Source organism: Stutzerimonas decontaminans, assembly GCF_000661915.1.
GTDB classification, from domain to species: domain Bacteria; phylum Pseudomonadota; class Gammaproteobacteria; order Pseudomonadales; family Pseudomonadaceae; genus Stutzerimonas; species Stutzerimonas decontaminans.
Genome location: NZ_CP007509.1, coordinates 3,235,709 through 3,259,936, shown reverse-complemented (window position 1 = coordinate 3,259,936; position 24,228 = coordinate 3,235,709). Strand labels below are relative to the sequence as shown.

25 protein-coding genes and 4 tRNA genes are annotated in these 24,228 nt (G+C 58.3%); 22 read left to right on the top strand and 7 right to left on the bottom strand.

Annotated features, from left to right (window positions below):
* Positions 1-110: 110 nt before the first annotated feature.
* The 5 genes from UIB01_RS14890 to UIB01_RS14870 all read left to right on the top strand — a co-directional run bounded on the left by UIB01_RS14890 (position 111) and on the right by UIB01_RS14870 (position 2,201).
* Entirely contained in the window at positions 111-1,349 is a 1,239-nt protein-coding gene (locus UIB01_RS14890; protein ID WP_038662081.1) for an aspartate kinase, read from the top strand.
* A gap of 180 nt (positions 1,350-1,529) precedes the next feature.
* A complete protein-coding gene (csrA, locus tag UIB01_RS14885; RefSeq protein WP_003283978.1) occupies positions 1,530-1,715 on the top strand; it encodes a carbon storage regulator CsrA in 186 nt (61 codons plus the stop codon).
* A 61-nt stretch (positions 1,716-1,776) separates the two neighbouring features.
* Positions 1,777-1,867, top strand: a tRNA-Ser gene (locus tag UIB01_RS14880).
* A gap of 109 nt (positions 1,868-1,976) precedes the next feature.
* A tRNA-Arg gene (locus UIB01_RS14875) sits at positions 1,977-2,053 on the top strand.
* A gap of 71 nt (positions 2,054-2,124) precedes the next feature.
* Positions 2,125-2,201, top strand: a tRNA-Arg gene (locus UIB01_RS14870).
* 50 nt (positions 2,202-2,251) lie between these two features.
* Here the strand turns inward: UIB01_RS14870 and UIB01_RS14865 are convergent.
* Positions 2,252-2,734, bottom strand: coding sequence for a DUF4124 domain-containing protein (locus tag UIB01_RS14865; protein ID WP_038662078.1), 483 nt, complete (start codon positions 2,732-2,734; stop codon positions 2,252-2,254).
* A gap of 333 nt (positions 2,735-3,067) precedes the next feature.
* On the opposite strand from UIB01_RS14865, the gene mgtE reads away from it, so the two are divergent.
* From mgtE to UIB01_RS14845, 4 genes are all read left to right on the top strand, one after another.
* Positions 3,068-4,510, top strand: coding sequence for a magnesium transporter (gene mgtE, locus UIB01_RS14860; protein ID WP_038662075.1), 1,443 nt, complete (start codon positions 3,068-3,070; stop codon positions 4,508-4,510).
* A 141-nt stretch (positions 4,511-4,651) separates the two neighbouring features.
* Positions 4,652-4,894, top strand: coding sequence for an OadG family protein (locus UIB01_RS14855; RefSeq protein WP_038662072.1), 243 nt, complete (start codon positions 4,652-4,654; stop codon positions 4,892-4,894).
* A 22-nt stretch (positions 4,895-4,916) separates the two neighbouring features.
* Positions 4,917-6,695 (top strand): sodium-extruding oxaloacetate decarboxylase subunit alpha, encoded by a 1,779-nt coding sequence (oadA, locus tag UIB01_RS14850; RefSeq protein WP_038662069.1) that lies wholly within the window; start codon positions 4,917-4,919, stop codon positions 6,693-6,695.
* A 10-nt stretch (positions 6,696-6,705) separates the two neighbouring features.
* Complete coding sequence (locus UIB01_RS14845; RefSeq protein WP_038662066.1) at positions 6,706-7,842, top strand: sodium ion-translocating decarboxylase subunit beta; 1,137 nt, start codon at positions 6,706-6,708, stop codon at positions 7,840-7,842.
* Positions 7,843-8,177: 335 nt separating this feature from the next.
* Here UIB01_RS14845 and UIB01_RS14840 read toward each other — a convergent pair whose 3' ends face one another.
* Together UIB01_RS14840 and UIB01_RS23575 are read right to left on the bottom strand one after the other, a co-directional pair.
* Positions 8,178-8,504, bottom strand: a complete 327-nt coding sequence (locus UIB01_RS14840; RefSeq protein WP_038665818.1) for an Arc family DNA-binding protein — start codon at positions 8,502-8,504, stop codon at positions 8,178-8,180.
* Between the two features lie 216 nt (positions 8,505-8,720).
* Positions 8,721-8,906, bottom strand: coding sequence for a PA3371 family protein (locus UIB01_RS23575; RefSeq protein WP_038662065.1), 186 nt, complete (start codon positions 8,904-8,906; stop codon positions 8,721-8,723).
* 535 nt (positions 8,907-9,441) lie between these two features.
* On the opposite strand from UIB01_RS23575, the gene UIB01_RS14825 reads away from it, so the two are divergent.
* Positions 9,442-9,518 (top strand) — tRNA-Arg (locus UIB01_RS14825).
* An 87-nt stretch (positions 9,519-9,605) separates the two neighbouring features.
* Here the strand turns inward: UIB01_RS14825 and UIB01_RS14820 are convergent.
* The 4 genes from UIB01_RS14820 to flgA all read right to left on the bottom strand — a co-directional run bounded on the left by UIB01_RS14820 (position 9,606) and on the right by flgA (position 12,105).
* Positions 9,606-10,352 carry a flagellar brake protein gene (locus UIB01_RS14820; protein WP_038662059.1) on the bottom strand — a complete coding sequence of 249 codons (747 nt, stop codon included), beginning with the start codon at positions 10,350-10,352 and terminating at the stop codon, positions 9,606-9,608.
* A gap of 59 nt (positions 10,353-10,411) precedes the next feature.
* The gene (locus UIB01_RS14815) at positions 10,412-10,882 is read right to left on the bottom strand and encodes a flagella synthesis protein FlgN (protein ID WP_038662056.1); all 471 of its coding nucleotides are present in this window, start codon (positions 10,880-10,882) and stop codon (positions 10,412-10,414) included.
* A gap of 37 nt (positions 10,883-10,919) precedes the next feature.
* Complete coding sequence (gene flgM, locus UIB01_RS14810) at positions 10,920-11,249, bottom strand: flagellar biosynthesis anti-sigma factor FlgM (RefSeq protein ID WP_038662053.1); 330 nt, start codon at positions 11,247-11,249, stop codon at positions 10,920-10,922.
* 115 nt (positions 11,250-11,364) lie between these two features.
* The gene (gene flgA / locus UIB01_RS14805) at positions 11,365-12,105 is read right to left on the bottom strand and encodes a flagellar basal body P-ring formation chaperone FlgA (protein ID WP_038662047.1); all 741 of its coding nucleotides are present in this window, start codon (positions 12,103-12,105) and stop codon (positions 11,365-11,367) included.
* Positions 12,106-12,193: 88 nt separating this feature from the next.
* Here flgA and UIB01_RS14800 point away from each other — a divergent pair, with 88 nt between their 5' ends.
* The 12 genes from UIB01_RS14800 (at position 12,194) to flgK (ending at position 24,221) form a co-directional block, all read left to right on the top strand.
* Entirely contained in the window at positions 12,194-13,126 is a 933-nt protein-coding gene (locus tag UIB01_RS14800) for a chemotaxis protein CheV (protein WP_038662044.1), read from the top strand.
* On the top strand, positions 13,116-13,985 hold the full coding sequence (cheR, locus tag UIB01_RS14795) for a protein-glutamate O-methyltransferase CheR (RefSeq protein WP_373278828.1): 870 nt from the start codon (positions 13,116-13,118) through the stop codon (positions 13,983-13,985). Before UIB01_RS14800 ends, cheR begins: the two co-directional genes overlap by 11 nt.
* A 198-nt stretch (positions 13,986-14,183) precedes the next feature.
* Positions 14,184-14,588 (top strand): flagellar basal body rod protein FlgB, encoded by a 405-nt coding sequence (gene flgB / locus UIB01_RS14790; RefSeq protein WP_038665812.1) that lies wholly within the window; start codon positions 14,184-14,186, stop codon positions 14,586-14,588.
* A gap of 10 nt (positions 14,589-14,598) precedes the next feature.
* Complete coding sequence (gene flgC / locus UIB01_RS14785) at positions 14,599-15,042, top strand: flagellar basal body rod protein FlgC (RefSeq protein WP_013982229.1); 444 nt, start codon at positions 14,599-14,601, stop codon at positions 15,040-15,042.
* Positions 15,043-15,061: 19 nt separating this feature from the next.
* Positions 15,062-15,745, top strand: coding sequence for a flagellar hook assembly protein FlgD (flgD, locus tag UIB01_RS14780; protein ID WP_038662040.1), 684 nt, complete (start codon positions 15,062-15,064; stop codon positions 15,743-15,745).
* Between the two features lie 32 nt (positions 15,746-15,777).
* Positions 15,778-17,364, top strand: a complete 1,587-nt coding sequence (locus UIB01_RS14775) for a flagellar hook protein FlgE (RefSeq protein WP_038662037.1) — start codon at positions 15,778-15,780, stop codon at positions 17,362-17,364.
* A gap of 198 nt (positions 17,365-17,562) precedes the next feature.
* The gene (gene flgF, locus UIB01_RS14770; RefSeq protein WP_038662034.1) at positions 17,563-18,303 is read left to right on the top strand and encodes a flagellar basal-body rod protein FlgF; all 741 of its coding nucleotides are present in this window, start codon (positions 17,563-17,565) and stop codon (positions 18,301-18,303) included.
* Positions 18,304-18,338: 35 nt separating this feature from the next.
* Positions 18,339-19,124: a flagellar basal-body rod protein FlgG gene (flgG, locus tag UIB01_RS14765; RefSeq protein ID WP_038662032.1), complete on the top strand. Its 786-nt coding sequence runs from the start codon at positions 18,339-18,341 to the stop codon at positions 19,122-19,124.
* An 84-nt stretch (positions 19,125-19,208) separates the two neighbouring features.
* The gene (gene flgH / locus UIB01_RS14760) at positions 19,209-19,904 is read left to right on the top strand and encodes a flagellar basal body L-ring protein FlgH (protein ID WP_038662029.1); all 696 of its coding nucleotides are present in this window, start codon (positions 19,209-19,211) and stop codon (positions 19,902-19,904) included.
* A gap of 14 nt (positions 19,905-19,918) precedes the next feature.
* Positions 19,919-21,019 carry a flagellar basal body P-ring protein FlgI gene (locus tag UIB01_RS14755; protein ID WP_015277711.1) on the top strand — a complete coding sequence of 367 codons (1,101 nt, stop codon included), beginning with the start codon at positions 19,919-19,921 and terminating at the stop codon, positions 21,017-21,019.
* Positions 21,020-21,029: 10 nt separating this feature from the next.
* Complete coding sequence (flgJ, locus tag UIB01_RS14750) at positions 21,030-22,202, top strand: flagellar assembly peptidoglycan hydrolase FlgJ (protein WP_038662026.1); 1,173 nt, start codon at positions 21,030-21,032, stop codon at positions 22,200-22,202.
* A gap of 3 nt (positions 22,203-22,205) precedes the next feature.
* The gene (gene flgK / locus UIB01_RS14745; RefSeq protein WP_038662024.1) at positions 22,206-24,221 is read left to right on the top strand and encodes a flagellar hook-associated protein FlgK; all 2,016 of its coding nucleotides are present in this window, start codon (positions 22,206-22,208) and stop codon (positions 24,219-24,221) included.
* The last annotated feature ends 7 nt before the right edge of the window (positions 24,222-24,228 follow it).

The following is a 24,228-nucleotide window of genomic DNA, read 5'->3' as shown; positions in this document are numbered from 1 at the left end:
ACTGCATCAGATAGTGGTCAAGCGCGCCAGCATTGGCTGGTGATAGGCGTTTGGTAGTTTTTGGCGTTGTATGTTTAATGATCGCCCGTTCGGGCTTTAGGCGGCTAACAATGGCTTTGATCGTACAGAAGTTTGGGGGCACCTCGGTCGGCACCGTCGAGCGGATCGAGCAGGTGGCCGAGAAGGTCAAAAGGTTCCGCGAGGGTGGCGACGATATCGTCGTGGTCGTCTCGGCGATGAGCGGCGAAACCAACCGCCTGATCGATCTGGCCAAGCAGATCAGTGAGCAGCCGGTGCCGCGCGAGCTGGACGTCATGGTGTCCACGGGCGAGCAGGTGACCATCGCCCTGCTGGCCATGGCGCTGATCAAGCGCGGCGTTCCGGCAGTGTCCTACACTGGCAACCAGGTTCGTATTGTTACCGACAGCGCGCATACCAAGGCGCGAATCCTGCAGATCGATGCCCAACGCATCCAGCAAGATATAAAAGCTGGGCGCGTTGTCGTGGTCGCCGGCTTCCAGGGCGTGGACGAGAAGGGCAATATCACTACCTTGGGTCGTGGCGGCTCCGACACGACCGGCGTTGCGCTGGCCGCGGCGTTGAAGGCCGATGAGTGCCAAATCTATACCGATGTGGACGGCGTTTACACCACCGACCCCAGAGTAGTGGCGAAGGCTCAGCGACTGGACAAGATCACCTTTGAGGAGATGCTGGAAATGGCCAGCCTCGGCTCCAAGGTGCTGCAGATTCGCGCGGTTGAATTCGCCGGAAAATACAGCGTCCCGCTGCGGGTGTTGCACAGCTTTCAGGAGGGTCCGGGTACCCTCATTACCCTTGATGAAGAGGAATCCATGGAACAGCCCATCATTTCCGGCATCGCTTTCAACCGCGACGAGGCCAAGCTGACCATCCGTGGGGTGCCGGACACGCCCGGTGTGGCGTTCAAGATACTCGGGCCGATCAGCGCCGCGAACGTTGAAGTGGACATGATCGTGCAGAACGTCGCGCACGATAACACCACAGACTTCACCTTCACTGTGCATCGCAATGACTACAACAATGCGTTGCAGGTATTGCAGGGCATTGCATCGGAGATGGGCGCGCGTGAGGTCATCGGCGACACGGATATCGCCAAAGTCTCCATTGTGGGTGTAGGCATGCGCTCGCACGCCGGCGTAGCCAGCCGAATGTTCGAGGCTTTGGCCAAGGAAAATATCAACATCCAGATGATTTCCACGTCGGAAATCAAAGTGTCCGTCGTCATCGAGGAGAAGTATCTCGAACTTGCCGTCCGCGCTTTGCATACTGCATTCGAACTCGATGCGCCCGCCGGCAATACTGCGGAATGAATCGCAGAAGGCGCGCTAGTCCGCGCCTTCTGTCGTATTGGGTCGTGACAAAAGGAACTTTAGGTTCATGCGCACGGGTCAATAGCTGGTGAAAGGCTCTAGCTTCAATGTTTTACGGACATTTTCCGTATTTATCTTTGCAGACTGTTTACTGAACTGAATCCGTTTAAGGAGAAAGGAATGCTGATTCTGACTCGCCGGGTTGGAGAAACCCTGATGGTGGGTGACGATGTGACTGTCACCGTGTTGGGTGTGAAAGGAAACCAAGTACGTATCGGCGTCAACGCGCCCAAGGAGGTGGCGGTGCATCGCGAGGAGATTTACCAACGGATCCAGAAAGAGAAGGATCAGGAACCAAGCCACTAATTTTTCTGTGATTTTTGGTTTGCAAACGGGGTAAAGATGGGTATGATGCGCCCCGTGTTGCGGAGAGGTGGCCGAGTGGCCGAAGGCGCTCCCCTGCTAAGGGAGTACACCTCAAAAGGGTGTCGGGGGTTCGAATCCCCCCTTCTCCGCCATTTTGTGTTCTAGGGTTTTGGTTCTCGCGACAGCCTGCCTTCATATAGAAGGCGCATCGGCAAAGTGCTTGACCGTCGATCTCAACTCCCTATAATGCGCACGCTCAGCGCACTCATAGCTCAGCTGGATAGAGTACTCGGCTACGAACCGAGCGGTCGGAGGTTCGAATCCTCCTGAGTGCGCCATATTTTGAATGATTCGCAGTGATGAGGATCGTTCAAGTAACCAGCAGTGATCTGGTCTACCAAGCGCTTACGCACTCATAGCTCAGCTGGATAGAGTACTCGGCTACGAACCGAGCGGTCGGAGGTTCGAATCCTCCTGAGTGCGCCAACAAAGAAGAGGGCCTGCAGCAATGCAGGCCCTTTTTCGTTTTAGCGCTGTTAGCGTCTGCCCAGCACGCAGCCGTGCTCATCGAAGGTCACGGTGCGCACCTGGCCGCTACTATCACGAAAGCGCAGGCGGTCTCGGCCATTGTTGCTGGTTACGCTCTCTGGCCGGCCTAGCGCGCTTTCCACATCGCTACGCGTCATGCCGGCGCGGATCTGTTTGCGGATGATTGCGCTGCGCCGATCGCTGCCGGTGACCCTATTGCCGCAGCCATCCTCCTTCTCCGCGACGATGGCCAGTGTGTCATGTGCCTTACGGTTGGCGTCACTGCCGATGCGAGGGCGTGCCATCGGTACCGCCTTTCCCGATCCGGGTGTCGGGCTGGTGGCGGATTGGCGGTGTTGGCTTTGTTCTTCAGGGCATCCTTGCTGGCTGAACGTGACGTGGCCGGATTGATCAGTGCAGCGAAATACGCTTGCAGGAAGTGCCGGTGTTGCAGCCAGCAGAAGGCTTGCGCCAAGAAATAGTGCTCTCATGTTCGTCCTCCATGATTGAACAGTACGTCGCTCAGGCTACCCAATAAGAGCTGCCGCCACATTTCGTGTCTCGTCGCAGCGTGAAAGCGTCGACAGAATTCCGGCTTGCGATGACTGTCGTTGTTTGCGTTGAGCAGGAGTCTTCTCTGATTGCGTTGCCTGAGTGCGTAGCGTCGGGAGTGCGATGTTATTATTGCGGCATCTGCCCCTAGGGTCTGTGGAACAGCTTTCCTATGGACTTACCCAGTAGTCGTTCAAATTCTCAGTTTGCCAGTCACATCCTGATTGATTGATTTCCCCTGGCGCGGTCCCCGGCTGGGGGTGGAGTGCGCCATGACAGAAGTAGAAGCAAAAAAGCCACAAGAGACTCTGCAGGACCGCCTGGCGCAGGTGGTCGAGTTATTGCAACGCCACCGCCTTGGTGAGGACGGCGAGCATCGCCAAGAAGACCAGCGGGCCGAGCCGGGTGAAGTCCGCGATCCAGGGCAAATCCTCGTAGAGCTGCAGCGCAAGCTGGATGAGTTACACCCCGCAGACGTCGCCCATATCCTTGAGGCATTGCCGCTTGATGAGCGACTGACTGTCTGGCAGTTGGTCAAGGCCGAGCGTGACGGCGACATCCTGCTCGAGGTGTCGGACGCGGTTCGGGAAACGCTGATCGCCGACATGGACGATCACGAGCTGCTCGCCGCCGCCAAGGAAATGGATGCGGATGAACTGGCTGACCTGGCGCCGGAACTACCACGCGACGTCGTCCATGAGCTGATGGAAACCCTCGATGCTCAGCAGCGCGAGCGGGTCCGTTCGGCTCTGTCTTACGAGGAGGATCAGGTTGGTGCACTGATGGACTTCGAGATGGTAACCATTCGCGAAGACGTCAGCCTGGAAGTAGTGCTTCGTTATCTTCGCCGACTAAAGGAGCTGCCCGGTCATACCGACAAGCTGTTCGTAGTCGATTACGACGGCGTGCTCAAGGGTGTGCTGCCGATCAAGCGGCTACTGGTAAATGATCCGGAGAAACAGGTTGCGGAGGTCATGGCCAGCGATCCGGTGACCTTTCACCCGGACGAAGACGCCTACGACGCCGCGCAGGCGTTCGAGCGTTACGATCTGGTATCCACGCCAGTAGTTGACAAGAGCGGCAAGCTCATCGGCCGTCTGACTATCGATGAGATGGTCGACCTGATCCGCGAAGAAAGCGAAACCGAAGTGCTCAACATGGCCGGTCTGCGCGAGGAAGAAGACATCTTCGCCTCGGTCTGGAAGTCCGTTCGCAACCGTTGGGCCTGGTTGGCAGTCAACCTAGTTACTGCGTTCATCGCCTCGCGAGTGATCGGGTTGTTCGATGGCTCCATCGAGAAGCTGGTAGCTCTGGCAGCCCTGATGCCAATTGTCGCAGGCATTGGCGGCAACTCGGGCAACCAGACTATTACCATGATCGTGAGGGCGATGGCGCTTGATCAGGTCGGCACCGGCAATACTGCACGATTGCTGCGCAAGGAAGTTGGGGTCGGCCTGGTTAATGGCCTGGTCTGGGGTGGAGTCATCGGCGCAGTGGCCTACTGGCTGTATGACAGCTGGTCTCTAGGTGTGGTGATGACTGCAGCGATGACGCTGAATCTGTTACTTGCTGCTCTTATGGGCGTGCTCATTCCGATGACTCTGGCGCGGCTTGGACGTGATCCGGCGATGGGCGCCAGTGTGATGATCACCGCCATGACCGATAGTGGTGGTTTCTTCATTTTCCTCGGGTTGGCGACCATTTTTCTGCTGTAGCTGCCCTTTTCGCGCCTTATTGGGGTTTGCCTTGTTTCGCTGTTTCGGGCTAAGGTTCGGCCGTTTCGTGTGTCGCGAAACGTGTCCGAACTAACGCAGCGAATAACAAGCAGCTCGAGCTGCTGACAAGGGAACTCCCAAATGACCCCCAGCCAACTCCTGCTCGAAGGCGTCGAACTCATGCTGTTCGGCATTGGTTTCGTCTTCGCCTTCCTCGTTCTGTTGATCCTTTGTATTCGCCTGATGTCCTACCTGACCGGTCGCTTCGTGAGTGAATCGGCGCCTCGGGCGGCCACTGCCCCGGCGGTGAGCCCTGAGGCAGATGCGGATATTCTTGCAGCCATCCAGGCCGCGATTCATCAACACCGCGCACGCCGCGGTTGACCCTGGAAAGGGAGTTCCTTCGATGACAGTTGCTAAACAGCCGCTCGGCATAACCGATGTGGTGCTACGTGACGCGCACCAGTCCATCCTTGCCACTCGTGTTCGCCTGGAAGACATGCTGCCGATTGCGGCGAAGCTCGATCAGGTTGGCTTCTGGTCGGTAGAGAGCTGGGGTGGTGCGACCTTCGATGCCTGTATCCGCTATCTGGGGGAGGACCCCTGGGAGCGTATCCGCGAGCTCAAGAAAGCCATGCCCAATACTCGCCAACAGATGCTGCTGCGCGGGCAGAATTTGCTGGGGTATCGCCACTACGCTGACGATGTTGTGGAGAAGTTCGTCGAGCGAGCGGCTGTCAATGGCGTCGATGTGTTCCGCGTCTTCGATGCAATGAACGATCCACGCAATCTGGAAACCGCCCTACGCGCTGTCAAGCAGCAAGGCAAGCATGCGCAAGGCACTATTTCCTATACCACCAGTCCGGTGCACACGTTGGAAATGTGGGTTGATCTGGCCAAACAGATCGAAGACATGGGCGCCGATTCTGTCGCGATCAAGGATATGGCGGGAATTCTCACGCCGTACATGGCTTTCGAGCTCGTGTCGCGTTTGAAGAGCAGTCTCGCTATTCCGATCCACATGCAGTGTCACGCGACGGCGGGCCTGTCCACGGCTGCGATTCTAAAGGCCGTGGAAGCTGGTATCGACAATGTCGATACGGCCATCTCGTCACTTTCGATGACTTATGGCCATTCGCCGACCGAATCGGTGGTCGCAATTTTCCAAGGCACTGAACGTGATACCGGTCTGAACCTGGAGCTGCTTGAGGAAATTGCTGCGTACTTCCGAGAGGTGCGCAAGAAATATGCGAAGTTCGAGGGGACCCTGCGGGGCGTGGACTCTCGAATCCTGGTCGCCCAGGTTCCAGGTGGCATGCTGACCAACATGGAGGGACAGCTAAAAGAGCAGGGCGCCCTCGACAAGTTCGACGATGTTCTTGCGGAGATTCCACGGGTTCGTGAGGACCTGGGCTTCATTCCGCTGGTGACCCCGACTTCGCAGATCGTCGGTACCCAGGCAGTCATCAACGTGCTGACCGGTGAGCGCTACAAGTCAATCACCAAGGAAACGGCTGGCGTGCTCAAGGGGGAGTATGGCGCTGCACCTGCACCTTTCAATTCGGCGCTGCAAGCGCGCGTATTGGACGGCGCCGAGGTGATCACGTGTCGCCCCGCCGACCTGCTGCAGCCGGAGATGGATAGGCTGACTGCTGAGCTGAAAGGGCTCGCCCAGGAAAAGGGCATTACCCTTGCTGCGGACTCGATTGATGATGTCCTCACCTACGCACTGTTTCCCCAGATCGGTCTGAAGTTCCTTGAGAATCGTGGAAACCCCGCTGCGTTCGAGCCTGCGCCCAATGGCAACGATCTGCCTCCGCGCGCCCCGGGCAAGCCCGAGGTCTACACGGTAGATGTCAACGGCAAGTCCTTTGTCGTGCAGGTTTCCGATGGCGGCGATATCGAGGGGATCAAGCCTCTCGGTTCCGCCCCGACAGGTGTCGCTAATGCCGCTGCGGTTCCTCCCTCCGGTGGCGAGCCGCAGGGGGCGCCTTTAGCTGGAAATATCTTCAAGGTGCTTGTGCAGCCGGGGCAGCTGGTTCAGGAGGGCGACCTGGTGATCATCCTCGAAGCCATGAAGATGGAGACTGAGATTCGGGCTTTCAGAGCCGGCACGGTTGCTTCGGTGAACGTAAAGGTTGGCGATGCGGTTTCGGTCGGCGACAGCTTGTTGAGCATCGCCTAAGGGGAGTCGCATGGATAAGTTGCTCAAGCTGTGGCAGGGGACGGGTCTTTATCATCTAGAGCCAGGGCAGGCACTGATGATTCTGGTCTGCCTAGGATTGATTTACCTGGCAATCCGCAAAGGATTCGAGCCGTTGCTTTTGATACCGATTGGGTTCGGCGGAATCTTGGCCAACATCCCCGTGGCCAACATGGGCGAGGGCGCCGGGATCCTCCATCTGTTCTATGAGGTGGGGCTGCCGACCAGCGTTTTCCCGTTGCTGATCTTCATGGGCGTTGGCGCCATGACCGACTTCGGTCCGATGCTTGCCAATCCGAAGACCCTGTTGCTCGGTGCCGCTGCACAGTTCGGTATCTTTGCGACCCTGCTTGGCGCGTTGGCGCTTACTGCTGCGGGGATTCCGGGTATGGAGTTCACGCTGCGCGAAGCAGCATCGATCGCCATCATCGGCGGGGCAGATGGTCCAACTTCCATCTTTGTGACATCTAAGCTGGCGCCAGAGCTTCTGGGGCCGATTGCGGTGGCCGCCTATTCCTACATGGCACTCGTGCCGCTGATCCAGCCGCCGATAATGCGCGCGCTGACCACGAAGGAAGAGCGAGCCATTGTCATGACGCAGTTGCGTCACGTCAGTCATGTCGAAAAGATCATCTTCCCCTTGGTGCTCTGCCTTCTGGTCGGCCTGCTACTGCCGGATGCGGCTCCGTTGGTTGGGATGTTTGCGTTCGGCAACCTGTTGCGTGAGTGCGGAGTGGTAGACCGCTTGGCTGATACCTCTCGCAACGCTCTGATCAACATCGTTACCATCGCGCTTGGGTTGACCGTGGGGTCCAAGCTTTCTGCCGAGGCTTTTTTGCAGATCAAGACGCTCGGCATTCTCGTTCTGGGAATGGTTGCGTTCTGCGGTGGTACCGCGGCGGGTATCTTTATGGCGAAGGTTATGAACCGCTTCAGTGAGAACAAGATCAATCCGTTGATCGGTTCTGCTGGTGTCTCGGCTGTGCCGATGGCTGCGCGCGTGTCGAACAAGGTGGGGTTGGAGGCGAACCCTCAGAACTTCCTGCTTATGCATGCAATGGGGCCAAACGTGGCAGGCGTCATTGGCTCAGCCGTGGCGGCCGGGGTGCTGCTCAACTTCGTTGGCTGAGCTAGCATGCCGATCATCCAGGCGGCTCGTCGAGTGCGCCTGGAGATGCATCTGCCTAATCTCCACTATCCTCTTATTCGCTCTTCAGCAAAGCTGTGGAGCGTTCTGTCAGCGCGTGCTGGTTGATTGTTGCGCCCCCAGCGAGCGTTTGCCGGCAATGCGCTATGCAGCAATTGTGATTTAGTTGGGCGGGAGAGGGAGCGACGGCTTTGTTCGCCTAGGGAGGAGTTCAGGCGAAATGAGCGCTAGGGCGTTTGGAGAGGTGGTAAGCGGCAATATTGGGGCGCAGAAGAAGAGTGTGCGAGGTACGGCTCGCCGTACCTCGCACATGCGTATCAGTTCTCTTCTTTGCTCAGCTCTGTGTCTTGGGCAATCAGGGCGATTAGCGCATTTTGCTGGCGGTGGGCCAGTTGCCGGAAGCGTTGCAAAAGCTCCCTTTCATGCAGAGAAAGCTCAGGGCTGTCCAAGCGCATGCTGAGGTCGTCATCCAATGCACCCTCCTGCAGGAGGCTCTGTTCCAGCCTGGCGATGATTTCAGAGTTCATGCTGCGATGGTGGTTGCGAGCCACCTCAGCGATGCGCTCGCGCATGCCGTCGGGAAGGCGAACCACGAATTTGTCAGCCGTGCGGCTGGAATAAACTGCCTGTTTCATAGGGCGCATAATTAACCGGTTTGTCAGGTGGGCGTGCTGGCGTATTGCCGGGGTGGTCACCGGTCTGACAACCAACAGTACGTGCTGTTCCGTCTTGCACCGAAAAATATGTAGACGGCTTGGTGGCGCCAATTGTACGACGATCTGCCGATTAGTAAAGGCGTGGTGCTATCAGTATGCCTCTATTGTGACGCAGTCCATCCCTCGTATGTAAATCAGCTCGTGCTAGCGAAGCACTGGGTCAAATTTGATCCGGCGGCCGATTAGCATGGCAAGGATGAACAGCGTGCCAAAAATACCTACTCCGGCTTTGCTCGCTTGGATAAGTCCGCTCATTTCGTGAGGGGTTAGAAAGACGCCGTACACGCATACAGCGGTCATTGCTAGACAGGTAAGTGCGTACTTAGACATGGTTACATCTCCTTCGCGGAACAATTCGCGCGTCAGCTAATCCTTAGAAAACCCAGCGTTGAGGCTGTGAGACAGTGTTGGTTTCGCTGCCGCTGAGCGTGATGATCCGAGTACTGTCGTGGGTAACGGTGCGCTGCAGAGAAACCTGGGGGTTCGTTTCGAATTGTGGCGGCGTAGTCTGGTTTGCTGATATTTGCAATGCGGCAAATGCCACGAGTGCGAACCCTGAGCTGAGAAGATAAACCGGCTTTGTCATGAGGCGTCATCCTTCGCGTCACGTTAAGTTTAGGTTCTTCTTTGCAGTAGGTATGCCAATCGAGATTCTAGGTAAACTGCTTTTAAATCAATGAGTTAGCTTATTTATCAGTAGGCCGATGCGTGCGCTTTGCAAGGCAGGGCAAAAGTATTCGTGCAATATGCACGGGTATGGAGGGTCGCGAGATTGGGGTTAGCCAGTCTGTGCTACAAATGCGTTGTTGGAAGGCGTCAGGCATGACAAACGGCGCTTGGCTCGTTAAGATTCGGCGCGCAATTTGTCCCAGTAGCTCAATTGGATAGAGCATCCCCCTCCTAAGGGGAAGGTTGGAGGTTCGACCCCTCTCTGGGACGCCATATCTCAATGGGTGCGGTCGGCCGACTACTGCGCCTTTATGCGTTGAGGGCGGAAGTGGCGGCGCTCTTTTGCGGGTGCGCTTGTTGCTAGCCGAAGGGGGTTTCGGCGCTCTCGCGGCGGGCATCGCGCTGCAGCTGATACACCAGGCGTTCGATCTGGCGTTGCGTAAGCCCGCTGAGCCGATGAAAGCGCAATCCGCATAGGGAAGTATCAAGCTTCTCGTCGATAACCAAGTGGCGCAGCTCAACCGCAGTTTCAATCGCCCCCATCGGTAGTCTCGCTGAAAGCTCGTAAACCTGTCCGGTCTGGAGGCTGGTTTGCTGATTGCCCTTGATGCTTAGTTTGCAGCCCGTGGCTGAAATATCGAGCAGTCTGCCTTCTAGCTTTTTGCGCAGCGCTGCGCCGCCAAGCTGGGCTGCGACAACAGGCTCCTTGAGCTGTGCGCGATAAGCATTGCGACGTTGATGGTAGGTCAGTTCTGCTGGCGTAGGTATCCAGTAACAGCGAGCGCCATCTATTTCGCCGACGTGCACAGGTTGATCATTCGACCAGGAGACTCGGGCGCCTTCATAGAAGCCCTCGACGTGAAAGGCTTCGCTCTGTAGCAGAAAGCGTTCCCCGTCATTTGGAATCAGCTCATCGAGCGCAATCCAGCCGGTTTCGCGATTCATTTCAACCAGAAAGCTCTGGTAGCGCTGACTTCGCTCATGAAACCGAAGGGTGAGAGGGGTGTTGTTTTCGATGAGCGGCCGCAGGTTGGCGTATATCTCCAGTGGCGCCGTCAGGACTTTCGGAGGCTGGGGGCCGTCCTCGTCCAGAAATAGGCTAGACACGATCCGGTGTCCCCTGGCGCATTGTCATCACCATCGTGTTGCGTCCTAGTAGCGTTGATTCAGGCTTGGCTCAAAGGCCGCTGCTGCTTGTTCCGGGAAGCCCCGCCGCGATTGTCGTACAAGCTGGGAGCTTCCTCTTTCCCCTGAAGAATGCCCAGCATACTTCCGAGCGCGCTCTGGTTGGCTCGGATCAATCGGCCATTTCGCTCATTGGCGCTGCGGCAGCTCTCTAGTTCGGCTTCAAGTAACTGAGCCTTTTCCAGAATGGCGGGGCCGTCGGTCGATTTGCTAGCGGCTTGTTCCAGCCCTGAGCGGTCTGCGCTGAGCTGCTGGTCACGCAGCCATTGGCTTCGCTGCGCTCCGTGCTGGCCAAGCAATGCGAGCAGAGGCTGCTTCTTGGTGAGTATCACTTCCAGATCCGCCAGATTGCGATCGCTCAGCGCCTTGAACTCTTTGTCGATTAACTCAAGGAGCTCGCGGGCCATGCCGATATCATCGGTCAGCTGCTCAAGCAGGGCGGTATCGTTCATTTGAGGCTCTGGGCATACTCGCGAATGGGATTCAGGCTCAGCGTTGCGTTTCGAACGCCAATAGCTTGGCTGCAACTCGTTCGCTGTCGACCTGATAAGAGCCGTCAGCAATCGCCTGCTTCAGCTTGGCCACTCGCTCCAGGTCGACCGCGGGCTGCTCGTTGAGCTTGTCGGTCGCCTGTTGCAGGCGCTGGGCTTCAGGACTTAGCTGTACGGTGTCGCCGGTGCCGGCATTAACGGTGCCGGTTTTCGGAGCGCTGCTGGCGAGTTCTGCTTGGGTGCCAGCTGTGCGTTCGTTACTTTGCACACTGGTGCGCCCGTTAGGGGCGTTCAGTGGGCTGTTCGGTCGATTGAAGTCGATGACCATGATGCAAACCTCGAAGGAATCAGGACGCTTGCCATGTGTTCGGCAACAATGGATCAAACTTTAGCTTTTTTTTCGGCGTGGCACACCGAAAAAAAGCGCCGCGCACGTCCAGCAGCTACATCGCGACTTCAACCTGGCCTGGTCCTGTGACCCGGGCCTTGACGATGCGGCCCGAACGCTGGTTCTTCACGGGAATCTGCTTGCCTGGGACGCCATCTGACATGGCCTCGCCAGGCATCCGGACGCTTATCGATCCGCTTCTGGCGGTAATGATGACCTGATCGCCCTTGCGTACAACCTTGGCCAATTCCATCTGGTTCGGCGTAATGACCTGGTCCGGTTGTGTCGGGCGAGTCAGCTTGTTGCCCAGCACCTCCTCCAGTCGCGTTAGGTAGCCCTGATTGAGGTTGGATACGTCCCGCTCGGCAAGGCTTACGTCCGCGGCGCTCAGCACCGTATCGCGTAGCAACGACCGGTTGGCGACGACCACCTCGCGGTAGAGCCTAACCTGCGCGGGGACGAAGACTGACCATGGACTGCTGCCCTCGCAACTGACCCGTACCGTGACGCGCCCCATCGGTGGAGCGGAGTTGCCAAGGCTGGCCGCGAGCAGTTGGTCACACTGATTCAGGCGGAGTCTTGGGTCCAGTCGGCTGACAACGATCTCATGGCGCGCATCAATGTTGCTGCGGCTCAAATAGTCTTTCACTGTCTCCTCAAGAAACTGCTCGGTCACGTCGATAAGCTGTTCAGGATGTGACATGGTTGACGCATGGGTGAAAGAGCTCATCGCGCACAGCGCTGCTAGCAGCAAACAACTGCACAGCTTTTGGCGACCGCGCCGGAAAATGGTCATATGGACGTTCATATCCCAATCAAAGCAAGGGGCGTGCCGCGTCGTGTCGTCTGGCCCCGAACGTCTGCAAGCAGAGAGGAAGACTGGCATGGCCGGTGTATTGGATTCGGTTAACCAGCGTACCCAATTGGTGGGGCAGAACCGCCTGGAGTTGCTGCTGTTTCGTCTCGAAGGCGACCAGCTTTATGGGATCAATGTGTTCAAGGTTCGCGAAGTACTGCAGTGCCCTCGTCTGACCGTTATGCCGAAGTGCGGTCGGGTGGTGCGGGGGGTTGCGAGCATTCGTGGCACCACGTTACCGATCCTCGATCTATCGCTTGCAACAGGCAAGTCGGCGCTTATGGATCTGCAGAACTCCTTTGCGGTGATTACCGAGTACAACAACCGGACGCTGGGTTTTCTGGTGAGTTCGGTCGAAAGAATCGTCAATTTGAACTGGGAGGCGATACTGCCGCCGCCAAAGGGGGCGGGGCGTGATCATTACCTCACCGCCGTGACCCACATCGACAACAAGCTCGTCGAGATCATCGATGTGGAGAAGGTCCTGGCGGAAGTGGCGCCCACCTCGGAGGAGGTTTCTTCGGGGGTGGTCGATGCCGACACTCGAGCCAAGGCGCTCTCCTGTCGCGTTCTGATCGTCGATGACTCATCGGTGGCGCGTAAGCAGATCACTCGCTGTCTGGAAAATATAGGCATCGAGGTCGTCAAGTTGAACGACGGGCGCGAAGCGCTGAACTATCTGAAGCGGATGGCAGACGAAGGCAAGAGCCCGGCAGAAGAGTTTTTGATGATGATTTCCGATATTGAAATGCCGGAAATGGATGGCTATACCCTGACAACCGAGGTGCGACACGATCCGCGAATGCACGGTATGCATATACTTCTGCATACTTCCCTTTCCGGCGTGTTCAACCAGAACATGGTGAAGCGGGCAGGCGCGGATGATTTCCTCGCCAAGTTCCAGCCTGATGATCTCGCTGCCCGCGTGGCCGAGCGGATCAGGCAGGCGGATGCAAACTGAGGCTAGCTCCTCTCATGATGGTGAGGCTTTATTGGTGTCAGTCGATCTGGATTTCGAGCAGTTCCGGGTATTTCTTGAAAAGACGTGCGGCATTCTCCTGGGTAGTAACAAGCAGTATCTGGTTTCCAGCCGCCTGAACAAGCTGATGGAACAGCAGGGAATCAAGACGCTGGGCGACTTGGTGCGAAAAATCCAGGCGCAGCCGCGTGGGGGGTTGCGAGAGCTGGTCGTCGATGCGATGACGACCAACGAAACTCTCTGGTTTCGTGATACTTACCCGTTCGAAGTGCTGAAAAGTCGCGTTTTACCGGAGATGCTCAAGGCAGGGTCCGGACAGCGCCTGCGGATCTGGTCGGCTGCCTGCTCGTCGGGGCAGGAGCCCTACTCGCTGTCGATGGCGATCGACGAATACGAACGCAGCAATCCGAGCCAGGCAAAGACCGGTGTGCAGATCGTTGCCACAGAGCTTTCGGGCGCGATGCTTGCGGCCTGCAAAGCCGCCGAATACGACAGCTTGGCAATAGCTCGTGGTTTGTCCAGCGACCGTTTGCAGCGCTATTTCGATGTGAAGGCTCCGGGGCGTTGGGCGGTAAAACCGGCGATTCGTTCGCGGGTCGAGTTCAAGGTTCAGAACCTTTTGGACAGCTACGCGGCGCTGGGCAAGTTCGACATCGTGTTCTGCCGGAACGTGCTGATCTATTTCTCCGCTGATGTGAAGAAGGACATCCTCAAGCGTATTCACGCGACGCTGCGTCCGGGGGGGTATCTCTTTTTAGGAGCATCCGAAGCTCTTAACGGGCTTCCCGAGCTATACCAGATGGTCCAGTGCAGCCCAGGCATCATCTACAAGGCGAAATGATCAGCGCTGCCTCTAGCGGCAGAAAACCGTCATGCAAGATGGCGGTTGTGGCAGGAAAGCGGTAAAGGCTTGCCGCTTTTGACGCTCCATCCTCAGTCGTTTCTGCTATAACCTTTGTAAATCAATACCTTGTGCCTGATGGCATGGCCTTTGCTGGGGTTTGCGCAAGCAGACTTGTATCCGGCAGAGGTCCAGATCATGAGCATCAGTTTCGACAAGGCATTGGGTATCCATGAGAAGGCGCTTGGCTTTCGCTCGCAGCGTGCCGAGGTGCTGGCCAACAACATAGCCAATGCCGATACGCCTAACTACAAGGCGCGGGATCTGGACTTCAGCAGTGTGCTGGCCGAGCAGTCGGCGCGCAGTCAGGGCGGTTTCGGCGTGACACGGACCAGTGACAGGCATATCGCCGCCGAAGGGTTGGAGATCGCCGATGCATCCCTGCGCTTCCGAACGCCCGCACACCCGTCGCTTGATCAGAACACCGTCGATCTGCAGATCGAACAATCCAACTATGCGAAGAACGCCGTGGACTTCCAGGCGAGCTTCACCCTGCTCAACAGCAAGTTCAGGGGGCTGATGAGCGCCCTGCGCGGCGAATAAGGAGTAGCCCATGTCTCTTAGCAGCGTATTCAACATTGCCGGCAGCGGCATGAGTGCCCAAAGCACCCGCCTGAACACCATATCCAGCAACATCGCGAACGCCGAAACCGTATCGTCCAGCGTGGATCAGACGTACCGCGCGCGCCATCCGGTATTTGCCACCGTCTTTCAACAAGCCAATGGTCAACCCGATCAATCGCTATTCGCAGGGCAGGATCAGGCCGGGGTGGGCGTCCAGGTGTTGGGTGTAGTGGAGGATCAGAGCGAGCTTCAGGCGCGTTACGAGCCCAACCACCCGGCAGCGGATGAAGCAGGTTACGTCTACTACCCGAACGTCAACGTGGTGGAAGAGATGGCAGACATGATTTCAGCCAGTCGCGCGTTCCAGACCAATGCCGAGCTGATGAATACGGCCAAGACCATGTTGCAGAAAGTGCTGACGCTGGGTCAGTGATTCATACGAGAACGCATTCATGAGCACTACAAACGGCGTCGGTGGCACCAGCTCGATACTCGACCAGTATCAGTTCGGTGAGAACCGTGAGGTGAAGGGCAACGACCTTGGCAAGAATGAATTTCTTGAGCTCCTGGTCGCTCAGCTGAACAACCAGAACCCGCTAGAACCGCAGGAGAATGGCGAGTTCATCGGCCAGCTGGCGCAGTTCAGTACGGTTGAGGGCGTTGAAAAGCTGAACTCGAGCATGCAGACCATCCTGTCCGGGTATCAGTCGTCCCAGGCGTTGCAGGCGTCCTCGCTGGTTGGCCGCAAGGTGATCGTGCCGACTGACAAGGCGGTGGTGGATACCAGCGAAACGTTCAAGGCCAGCCTTGTGCTGCCAACCTCGAGCAGCAATGTGTTCGTGAATATCTACGACAGCACTGGCGCCGCGGTTGGCCGCGTCAACATGGGGCAGCAGGAAGCCGGGAATATTTCGTTCATGTGGGATGGCAAGGATTCCAGCGGCAATGTCTTGCCGCCGGGCACCTATCGCTTCGAGGCCCAGGCTACCTATCAAGGGGAAACCAAGGGTCTGTACACCTTGCTGCCGGCTAACGTCGACAGCGTCACGCTTGGGCAGAACGGCGGGGAGCTGATGCTCAACCTTGCCGGTATCGGCAGCATCGGCCTTTCCCAAGTCCAGATCATCGGACAATAACCGCCGCACACTCTCGGCAAAGGAGCGATTCAATGTCCTTCAATATCGGTCTTAGCGGCCTGCGTGCCGCGAGCAAGGATCTCAACGTCACCGGCAACAACATCGCCAACGCCGGCACTGTGGGCTTCAAGCAGTCGCGCGCGGAGTTTTCCGATGTATATGCGGCTTCCGTGCTCGGCACGGGCAAAAACCCACAGGGCAGCGGCGTGCTGATGTCCAATATTTCCCAGCAGTTCAATCAGGGGAATATCAACTACACACAGAACGCGCTGGATCTGGCCATTAACGGCAATGGTTTCTTTCAGGTCAGTAACAATGGCGCAGTAAGTTATACCCGCGCCGGTTATTTTGGCACTGATCGCGAAGGTTTCCTGGTCGACAACTTCGGCTACAAGCTGCAGGGTTTCCCGGTGGATGGGAACGGCAATCTGCAGAATGGTGTAGTTGGTGATTTGCAAATTCAGACTACCAATCAGTCGCCGAAGGCGACCAGCCAGATCAACACCGCTTTCAATCTGAACTCGACGCAGAAGGCTCCGGTTACCTGGCAGTCCGCCTATGACGCTTCGCTGCAGCCAGCCTATGACGCCGCCTATAACACCTCGCTTACCACTGCAGGGCAGGCTGCATATGACGCGGAGTTCGCGCTGAGCGGTGACCCAGCGCTTGCTGAAGATGCACGCGCTGCCGCACTCGTCGACACAACAAATATTACCAATGCGCAGGCCGCGGGAAATGCTGCCAAGGCGCTGCCGGCCAATCAGGCTGCAGCCCTGACTGCCGCTAATGGGACGTTTAACCCCGCCGATCCTACGACTTACAACAGTTCTACTTCGCTGAACATTTACGACTCGCAGGGTAATGCACACGTCATGACGCAGTATTTCGTCAAGACCGGTGCCAATACCTGGGATATGAAAGTGCTCATCGATGGCCGCAATCCGGCCGATCCTGCACAGGAGCCGCCTCAGCCTTACGTCATGGGGCTGACATTTAGCGCTTCCGGTGCGCTGACGGGTATCGATAACGGTGGTTCTGGTTTGTTCAGCGTTTCACCTGATCTGAAAGTTACGCTGAACTCCGCGACCGGCAATCCTCCCGCTGGTGGCTGGATTCCTGCCATTTCCAACGGGGCAACCCCTGCCACTTGGTCCGCCAATGGGGCACTGGCCAATCCAGGCGGCATTGCGCTCGATTTCTCGAAGTCCTCGCAGTACGCCAGCGCCTTTGCCGTCAACAGCGTCGCGCAGGATGGTTACACCACTGGCGAATTGGCGGGACTTGAGATCGATGACACCGGTGTGATCTTCGCCCGTTACACCAACGGCCAGTCGAAGGTGCAGGGGCAGATCATCCTGGCGAACTTCGCTAACGTCCAGGGCCTGACGCCGGTGGGCAAGACCCAGTGGGTTCAGTCTTTCGAGTCTGGCGAGCCGGTTGTCGGCACGCCAGGTTCTGGCACGCTCGGTGCTCTGCAGGCTGGGGCTTTGGAAGACTCCAACGTCGAGTTGTCGGACCAGCTGGTCAACCTGATCGTTGCGCAGCGCAACTACCAGGCCAATGCCAAGACCATCGAGACCGAAAGCGCTATTACCCAGACGATCATCAATTTGCGGTGATAGTCGTGGCAGCGGATGATTGCCGCTGACGGCAGTATTCCGCCGCTCTCGCCAGAGAAGGCCCTTCGGGGCCTTCTTGCTTTCTGTAAAAGCCTGATGAATCAACAGGTTGAAGGGCGTTGCTGGGAGTGGCATGCGCCTTGCATTTTTGCTTATTAACAGAACCGCAAGTGTCAAACTCGCGTCTCGGAGATGTTGATGGACAAGATGCTCTACGTGGCCATGACCGGGGCCAGCCAAAATGCGCGGGCACAGCAGGCCCATGCCAACAATCTGGCGAACATTTCGACTACCGGGTTTCGCCGGGATTTTGAGCAAGCCCGCTCTATGCAGGTGTTTGGCGATAGCCATCCGGCGCGGGTTTATGCGATGTCCGAGCGGCCCGGCACGGATTTCACGTCCGGTACACTGCAGGAAACAGGTCGTGACCTGGATGTAGCCGTCGAGGGTGAAGGATGGATCGCGGTGCAGGCGCCGGATGGCAGTGAGGCGTATGTCCGTACGGGCAGCCTGAATATTGACGTGCTGGGCATGTTGCGCACCGCCGACGGCATGCCTGTGATGGGTAACGGCGGGCCGATTGCTATCCCGCCCGAGGAGAAGATCGACGTCGGTCATGACGGCACCATCAGCATCCGGGCCCTGGGTGAAAATCCGAACATTGTGGTCACGGTGGATCGGATCAAGTTGGTCAATCCCGATCCGAAGCAGCTGGAAAAGGGTACGGATGGCTTGATTCGCCTGAAAGATGGCCAGCCCGTCGAGCCGGACGCAAACGTACGAGTCGTTTCGGGATTTCTTGAGGCGAGCAACGTCAACGCGGTATCCGAAATGACTTCCATCCTGGCGCTGTCCCGCCAGTTCGAACTGCACGTAAAGATGATGCGCACCGCCGAAGATGATGCGGCTGCCATGGCGCGCGTACTGCAACTCAGCTAATAGCGTGGCGCCGGCGGCGCACGAGGAGAAAGCTCATGCTTCCAGCACTTTGGGTCAGCAAGACCGGACTGTCCGCTCAGGATATGAACCTGACGACCATTTCCAACAACCTGGCCAACGTTTCTACTACCGGCTTCAAGCGTGACCGTGCCGAATTCCAGGATCTGCTGTATCAGATCCGTCGCCAGCCCGGTGGCCAATCCAGCCAGGACAGCGAACTGCCGTCCGGCTTGCAGCTGGGTACCGGTGTGCGCGTGACCGGAACCCAGAAGATTTTTACCGCCGGTAGTCTGCAGACCACCGAGCAGCCGCTGGACATGGCGATCAATGGCCGCGGTTTCTTCCAGGTGCTACTGCCGGACGGTACGGTTTCCTACACCCGCGACGGTAGCTTCCACCTGAGCTCCGACGGCCAGCTGGTCACCTCCAACGGTTACGCATTGGAGCCGGCCATCGTGGTTCCGCCGGAAACTCAGACATTCACTGTCGGCGAGGACGGTACCGTTTCGGTGACCACCGTGGGCAATCCTCAGCCGCAGATCATCGGCAACCTGCAGACGGCCGACTTCATCAACCCGGCAGGTCTGCAGGCGATGGGCAACAACCTGTTCCTGGAGACCGCTGCAAGCGGCGCGCCGCAGGTCAGTACGCCAGGGCTGAACGGCCTGGGTACGGTGCTGCAGAACACCCTGGAGAACTCCAACGTCAGCGTCGTTGAGGAACTGGTGAACATGATCACCACCCAGCGCGCCTACGAGATGAATTCCAAGGTCATTTCCACCGCCGACCAGATGCTGTCGTTTGTCACGCAGCAGCTCTGATCGCGCGTTCGCCGTTGTATACGGGCACGCACGCCTCGTGCTGCTCGCAGTAGTTTCGATGGCCTGTCATGGCTTGAGGTGTTTATGAGCCGTTTGCTGATTGTTGTGTCGATGTCGTCTGCCCTGGCGCTGGTCGGATGTGTTGCCCCTGCGCCGAAACCGAACGACCCGTACTACGCTCCGGTGCTGCCGCGCACGCCGTTGCCGGCGGCGCAGAACAACGGCGCGATCTATCAGGCAGGCTTCGAAACCAACCTGTACGACGACCGCAAGGCTCATCGGGTCGGCGACATCATTACCATCACCCTCAACGAGCGGACTCAGGCCAGCAAGAACGCGACCTCCAAGCTCTCGAAGGACAGCAGTGCGAACATCGGTCTCGGCTCGCTGTTCGGCGGGGCGGTTTCGATGGCGAACCCGCTGACGGGTAATTCGATGAATCTGGGCGCCGAGTACGAGGCGTCGCGCGACACTTCCGGCTCTGGCCAGGCAGGGCAGAGCAACAGCCTGTCCGGCTCCATCACCGTCACCATTTCCGAAGTGCTGCCTAACGGCATCCTCGCCGTGCGCGGTGAGAAGTGGATGACGCTCAATACCGGCGACGAACTGGTGCGCATTGCGGGCCTGGTGCGCGCGGACGATATCTCCACCGACAACACCGTTCCGTCAACACGCATTGCCGATGCACGTATCACCTATTCGGGCACCGGCGCCTTTGCCGATGCGAGCCAGCCGGGCTGGCTCGACCGATTCTTCCTTAGCCCGATGTGGCCCTTCTGACCGGAGCTGATGTCATGTGGAAAAAACTGCTTCTGCTCGCGGGCTTGCTCACGCTTTGCGCTGGCGCGCAGGCCGAGCGTCTGAAGGATGTCGCGACCATCCATGGTGTACGGAGCAACCAGCTGATCGGTTACGGCCTGGTTGTCGGTTTGAACGGTAGCGGTGACCAGACCACTCAGACGCCGTTCACCGTGCAGACCTTCAACAACATGCTGGCTCAGTTCGGGATCAAGGTGCCGGCCGGCGGCAATATCCAGTTGAAGAACGTCGCGGCGGTGTCCATCCATGCCGAATTGCCGCCGTTCGCCAAGCCTGGTCAGACCATCGACATCACCGTTTCGTCCATCGGTAACGCCAAGAGCCTGCGCGGCGGTAGCTTGTTGATGGCGCCATTGAAAGGTATCGACGGCAACGTCTACGCCATCGCCCAAGGCAACCTGGTGGTAGGGGGCTTCGATGCAGGTGGCGCGGATGGCTCGCGAATTACCGTCAACTCGCCGTCGGCCGGCCGCATTCCCGGTGGCGCGACCGTCGAGCGCCCGGTGCCGAGTGGCTTCAATCAAGGCAACACGCTGACCCTGAATCTCAATCGCCCGGACTTCACCACCGCCAAGAACATCGTCGACCAGATCAATGACCTGCTCGGCCCAGGTGTGGCGCAAGCGCTCGATGGTGGCTCGATCAGCGTCACCGCGCCGCTGGACCCTAGCCAGCGCGTGGATTACCTGTCGATCCTGGAAAACCTCGAGGTCGAGGTCGGCCAGGCAGTGGCCAAGGTCATCATCAACTCGCGTACTGGCACCATCGTGATCGGCCAGAACGTACGGGTTCAGCCTGCCGCCGTCACCCATGGCAGTCTGACCGTGACCATCACCGAAGAGCCGCAGGTTAGCCAGCCGGAACCCTTCTCGGATGGGCAGACAGTGGTCGTGCCCAACTCGAAGGTCAAAGCCGAGCAGGAAGCCAAGCCGATGTTCAAGTTCGGCCCGGGCACCACGCTGGATGAAATCGTCCGGGCGGTGAATCAGGTGGGCGCTGCGCCCAGCGACCTGATGGCCATTCTCGAAGCGTTGAAGCAGGCCGGCGCGCTGCAAGCCGACCTGATCGTGATCTAAGGGTAGCGATATGGAAAATCGTCTCGGTAGCGGAGCGCGTGGTCTCGATAGCGGCAGCTACACCGACCTCAATCGTCTCAGCCAGCTCAAGGTCGGCAAAGACCGCGACGGCGAGGAGAACGTGCGCAAAGTTGCGCAGGAATTCGAATCGTTGTTCCTCAACGAGATGCTCAAGTCGATGCGTGCGGCTACCGAGGTGCTGGCCAAGGATAATCCGCTGAACAGCCAGGCCAGCAAGCAGTATCAGGACATGTACGACCAGCAGCTGTCGGTCAGCCTGTCCAAGGAAGGTGGCGGCATAGGGCTGGCGGATGTGCTGGTGCGCCAGCTGAGCAAGCAGACCGAAACGGTGACGCGCAACAATCCATTCGCTCAGGTTGCGCAGACGGAAGGCTCGGCCTGGCCGAGCAAACCGGCAGCTGGCGTCGAATCTGCTCGAGATGATTCAAGGCTGTTGAATCAGCGCAGGCTTGCATTGCCTGGGAAGCTTAGCGAACAACAGGTTGCCAACGTGTCAGCGACAGCGGTTGCGCCAGCTGGCGATGCCATGCAGCCATTGGTCGACGTGGATTGGAAACCGGCCACCGCGTTCGTGCCGCCCGCAGACAAGCCGCTGACGGTAAACGGTGTCGAGAAAAGTGCTCCGAACGCACCGAGCAAGACGCGTTTCAGTTCCTCGCAGGAGTTCATCGCCACCATGCTGCCCATGGCCGAGAAGGCTGCCGAGCGCCTTGGGATCGAACCACGCTTCCTGGTCGCGCAGGCCGCACTGGAAACCGGCTGGGGTAAGTCCATGATTCGGCAGAAGGACGGCAGCAACAGCCATAACCTGTTCGGCATCAAGGCGACCGGTTGGAAAGGCGCGTCCGCCACCGTGACGACCACCGAATACGTCAATGGCAAGGCGACCCGCGAGAAGGCGGGCTTTCGCGCGTACGATTCATTCGAGCAGAGCTTCGACGACTTCGTCAGCTTGCTGGAGAACAACGACCGCTACCGGACCGCGATCCAGGTAGCGAGCAACACTGGCGACTCGGAGCGTTTCGTCAAAGAATTGCAGAAAGCCGGGTATGCCACCGATCCGCAATATGCCCGCAAGATCAGCCAGATCGCGCGCAAGATGCAGACCTATCAGACCGTTGCCGACGCGAATTCGGTGCCCGCGATGCGGACCAGAGGCTAAACCATGGCTGACCTATTGAGCATTGGCCTTTCCGGCCTGGCTGCCAGCAAGACCCAGCTGTCCATCACTGGCCACAACATCTCCAACGTCAACACACCTGGCTACAGTCGCCAGGATGCGACCCAGGCCACCCGGTCTCCCCAGTTCAGTGGCGCGGGCTATATCGGCTCGGGAACCACGCTGGTGGAGATTCGCCGCAGCTATAGCGAATTCCTCACCAGCCAGCTGCGTAGTAGTACTTCGCTGAGCGCTGATGTGGAGGCCTACAAGAGCCAGATCAATCAGCTCGATTCATTGCTGGCCGGCTCCACTACCGGTATTACGCCCTCGCTGCAGAAGTTCTTCTCGGCTTTGCAGACCGCTGCCGAGGACCCGGCGAACATCCCAGCGCGCCAGCTGGTACTGGCCGAGGCCGAGGGGTTGGCACGGCGTTTCAACACGGTGTATGACCGGCTCTCCGAGCAGAACAATTTCACCAACAAGCAGATGTCCGCGGTCACCGACCAGGTAAACCGGCTGGCTGGCAGTATCGGTAGCCTGAACGAGGCGATTGCCATTGCGGCGGCCAACGGCAAACAGCCAAACGATCTGCTCGATGCTCGTGATGAGGCCGTGCGCCAGTTGTCGGGTTACATCGGGGTGACCGTGGTTCCGCAGGATGACAGCAGCTTCAATATCTTCATCGGTAGCGGCCAACCTCTGGTGGTAGGCAGCACGGTGGCGCGTCTCGAAGTGGTGCCGGGGCAGGGTGATCCGAACCGCCATGAGGTGCAGTTCATCAGCGGCGGATCTCGGCAGGGCATCACTTCGCAGATTACCGGCGGCGAGTTGGGCGGGTTGATCCGTTATCGCGAGGAAGTGCTGGACTCCACCATGAACTCGCTTGGTCGCCTGGCGCTTGCGGTGAGCGATCAGGTCAATACGCAACTGGGGCAGGGGCTGGATCTCAAGGGACAAGTCGGTTCGGCTTTGTTTGGTGACTACAACGATCCTGCGCTGGCCAAGTTGCGTGTCAACGCGTTTGCGGGCAACAGCAATGCGCAGCCGGTACTGAACATCACCAATACCAGCCAGCTCAGCACCAGTGACTACCTGATGGAATATGACGGTAGTAGTTACAAGGTACGGCGCCTGAGCGATAACCAGTTGATGACAGCCACGGAAAATCCGGCCGGTACGCTGTCGATCACCGACAAGGACGGCCGCAACCAGGGATTTCAGATCGTGCTGGGCAATCCGCCGCCGGCCCCTGGCGACAAGTTCAGCCTCCAGCCGACCCGGCGTGGTGCTTCTGATATCAAGGCGACGCTGGATCAGGCCGATCAGCTGGCGTTTGCAGCGCCGGTGCGTGCGCAGAGCACGTTGCAAAACAGCGGGACAGGAGTGATTGGCCAGCCCAATCTGCTGTCCGGGCCATCGCCCATCGATGCGGCTGCGCTATCAGCGGCGTTCGAAGGGTTGACGCTGACTTATGATGGCAACGGGCTGACCCTTCCGACACCTGCGCCGGCGGGGCTTGCGCTGTCACCCGCCAGCATCACCGCCGGGCAGACCAATACGCTGAACCTGACGCTTACTACGGGCACGGCGCCCAATGTCCAGCAATACAGTTTCGAGTTCACCGTAAGCGGCAGGCCCGAGGCGAACGATACCTTCTCGTTCAACTTCAACCAGAGCGGCGTCTCCGACAACCGCAACGCCTTGAAGCTGGTCGATCTGCAGACGAAGCAGACCGTAGGCGTGACCCCTGGTGTCGCGGGTTCGGGCTTCAGCTTCACCGATGGCTATGGCGAATTGGTCGAGCGCGTCGGCACCTTGACCGCCCAGGCACGAATGGACAGCGAAGCGACTGGCGCGATTCTCAAGCAAGCCACCGACAACCGCGATTCGCTATCGGCTGTGAACCTGGATGAAGAGGCAGCAAACCTGATCAAGTTCGAGCAGTACTACAACGCTTCAGCTCAGATCATTCAAGTTGCGCGCTCCTTGTTCGATACATTGATCAGCTCCTTCAGGTAACAGGCCC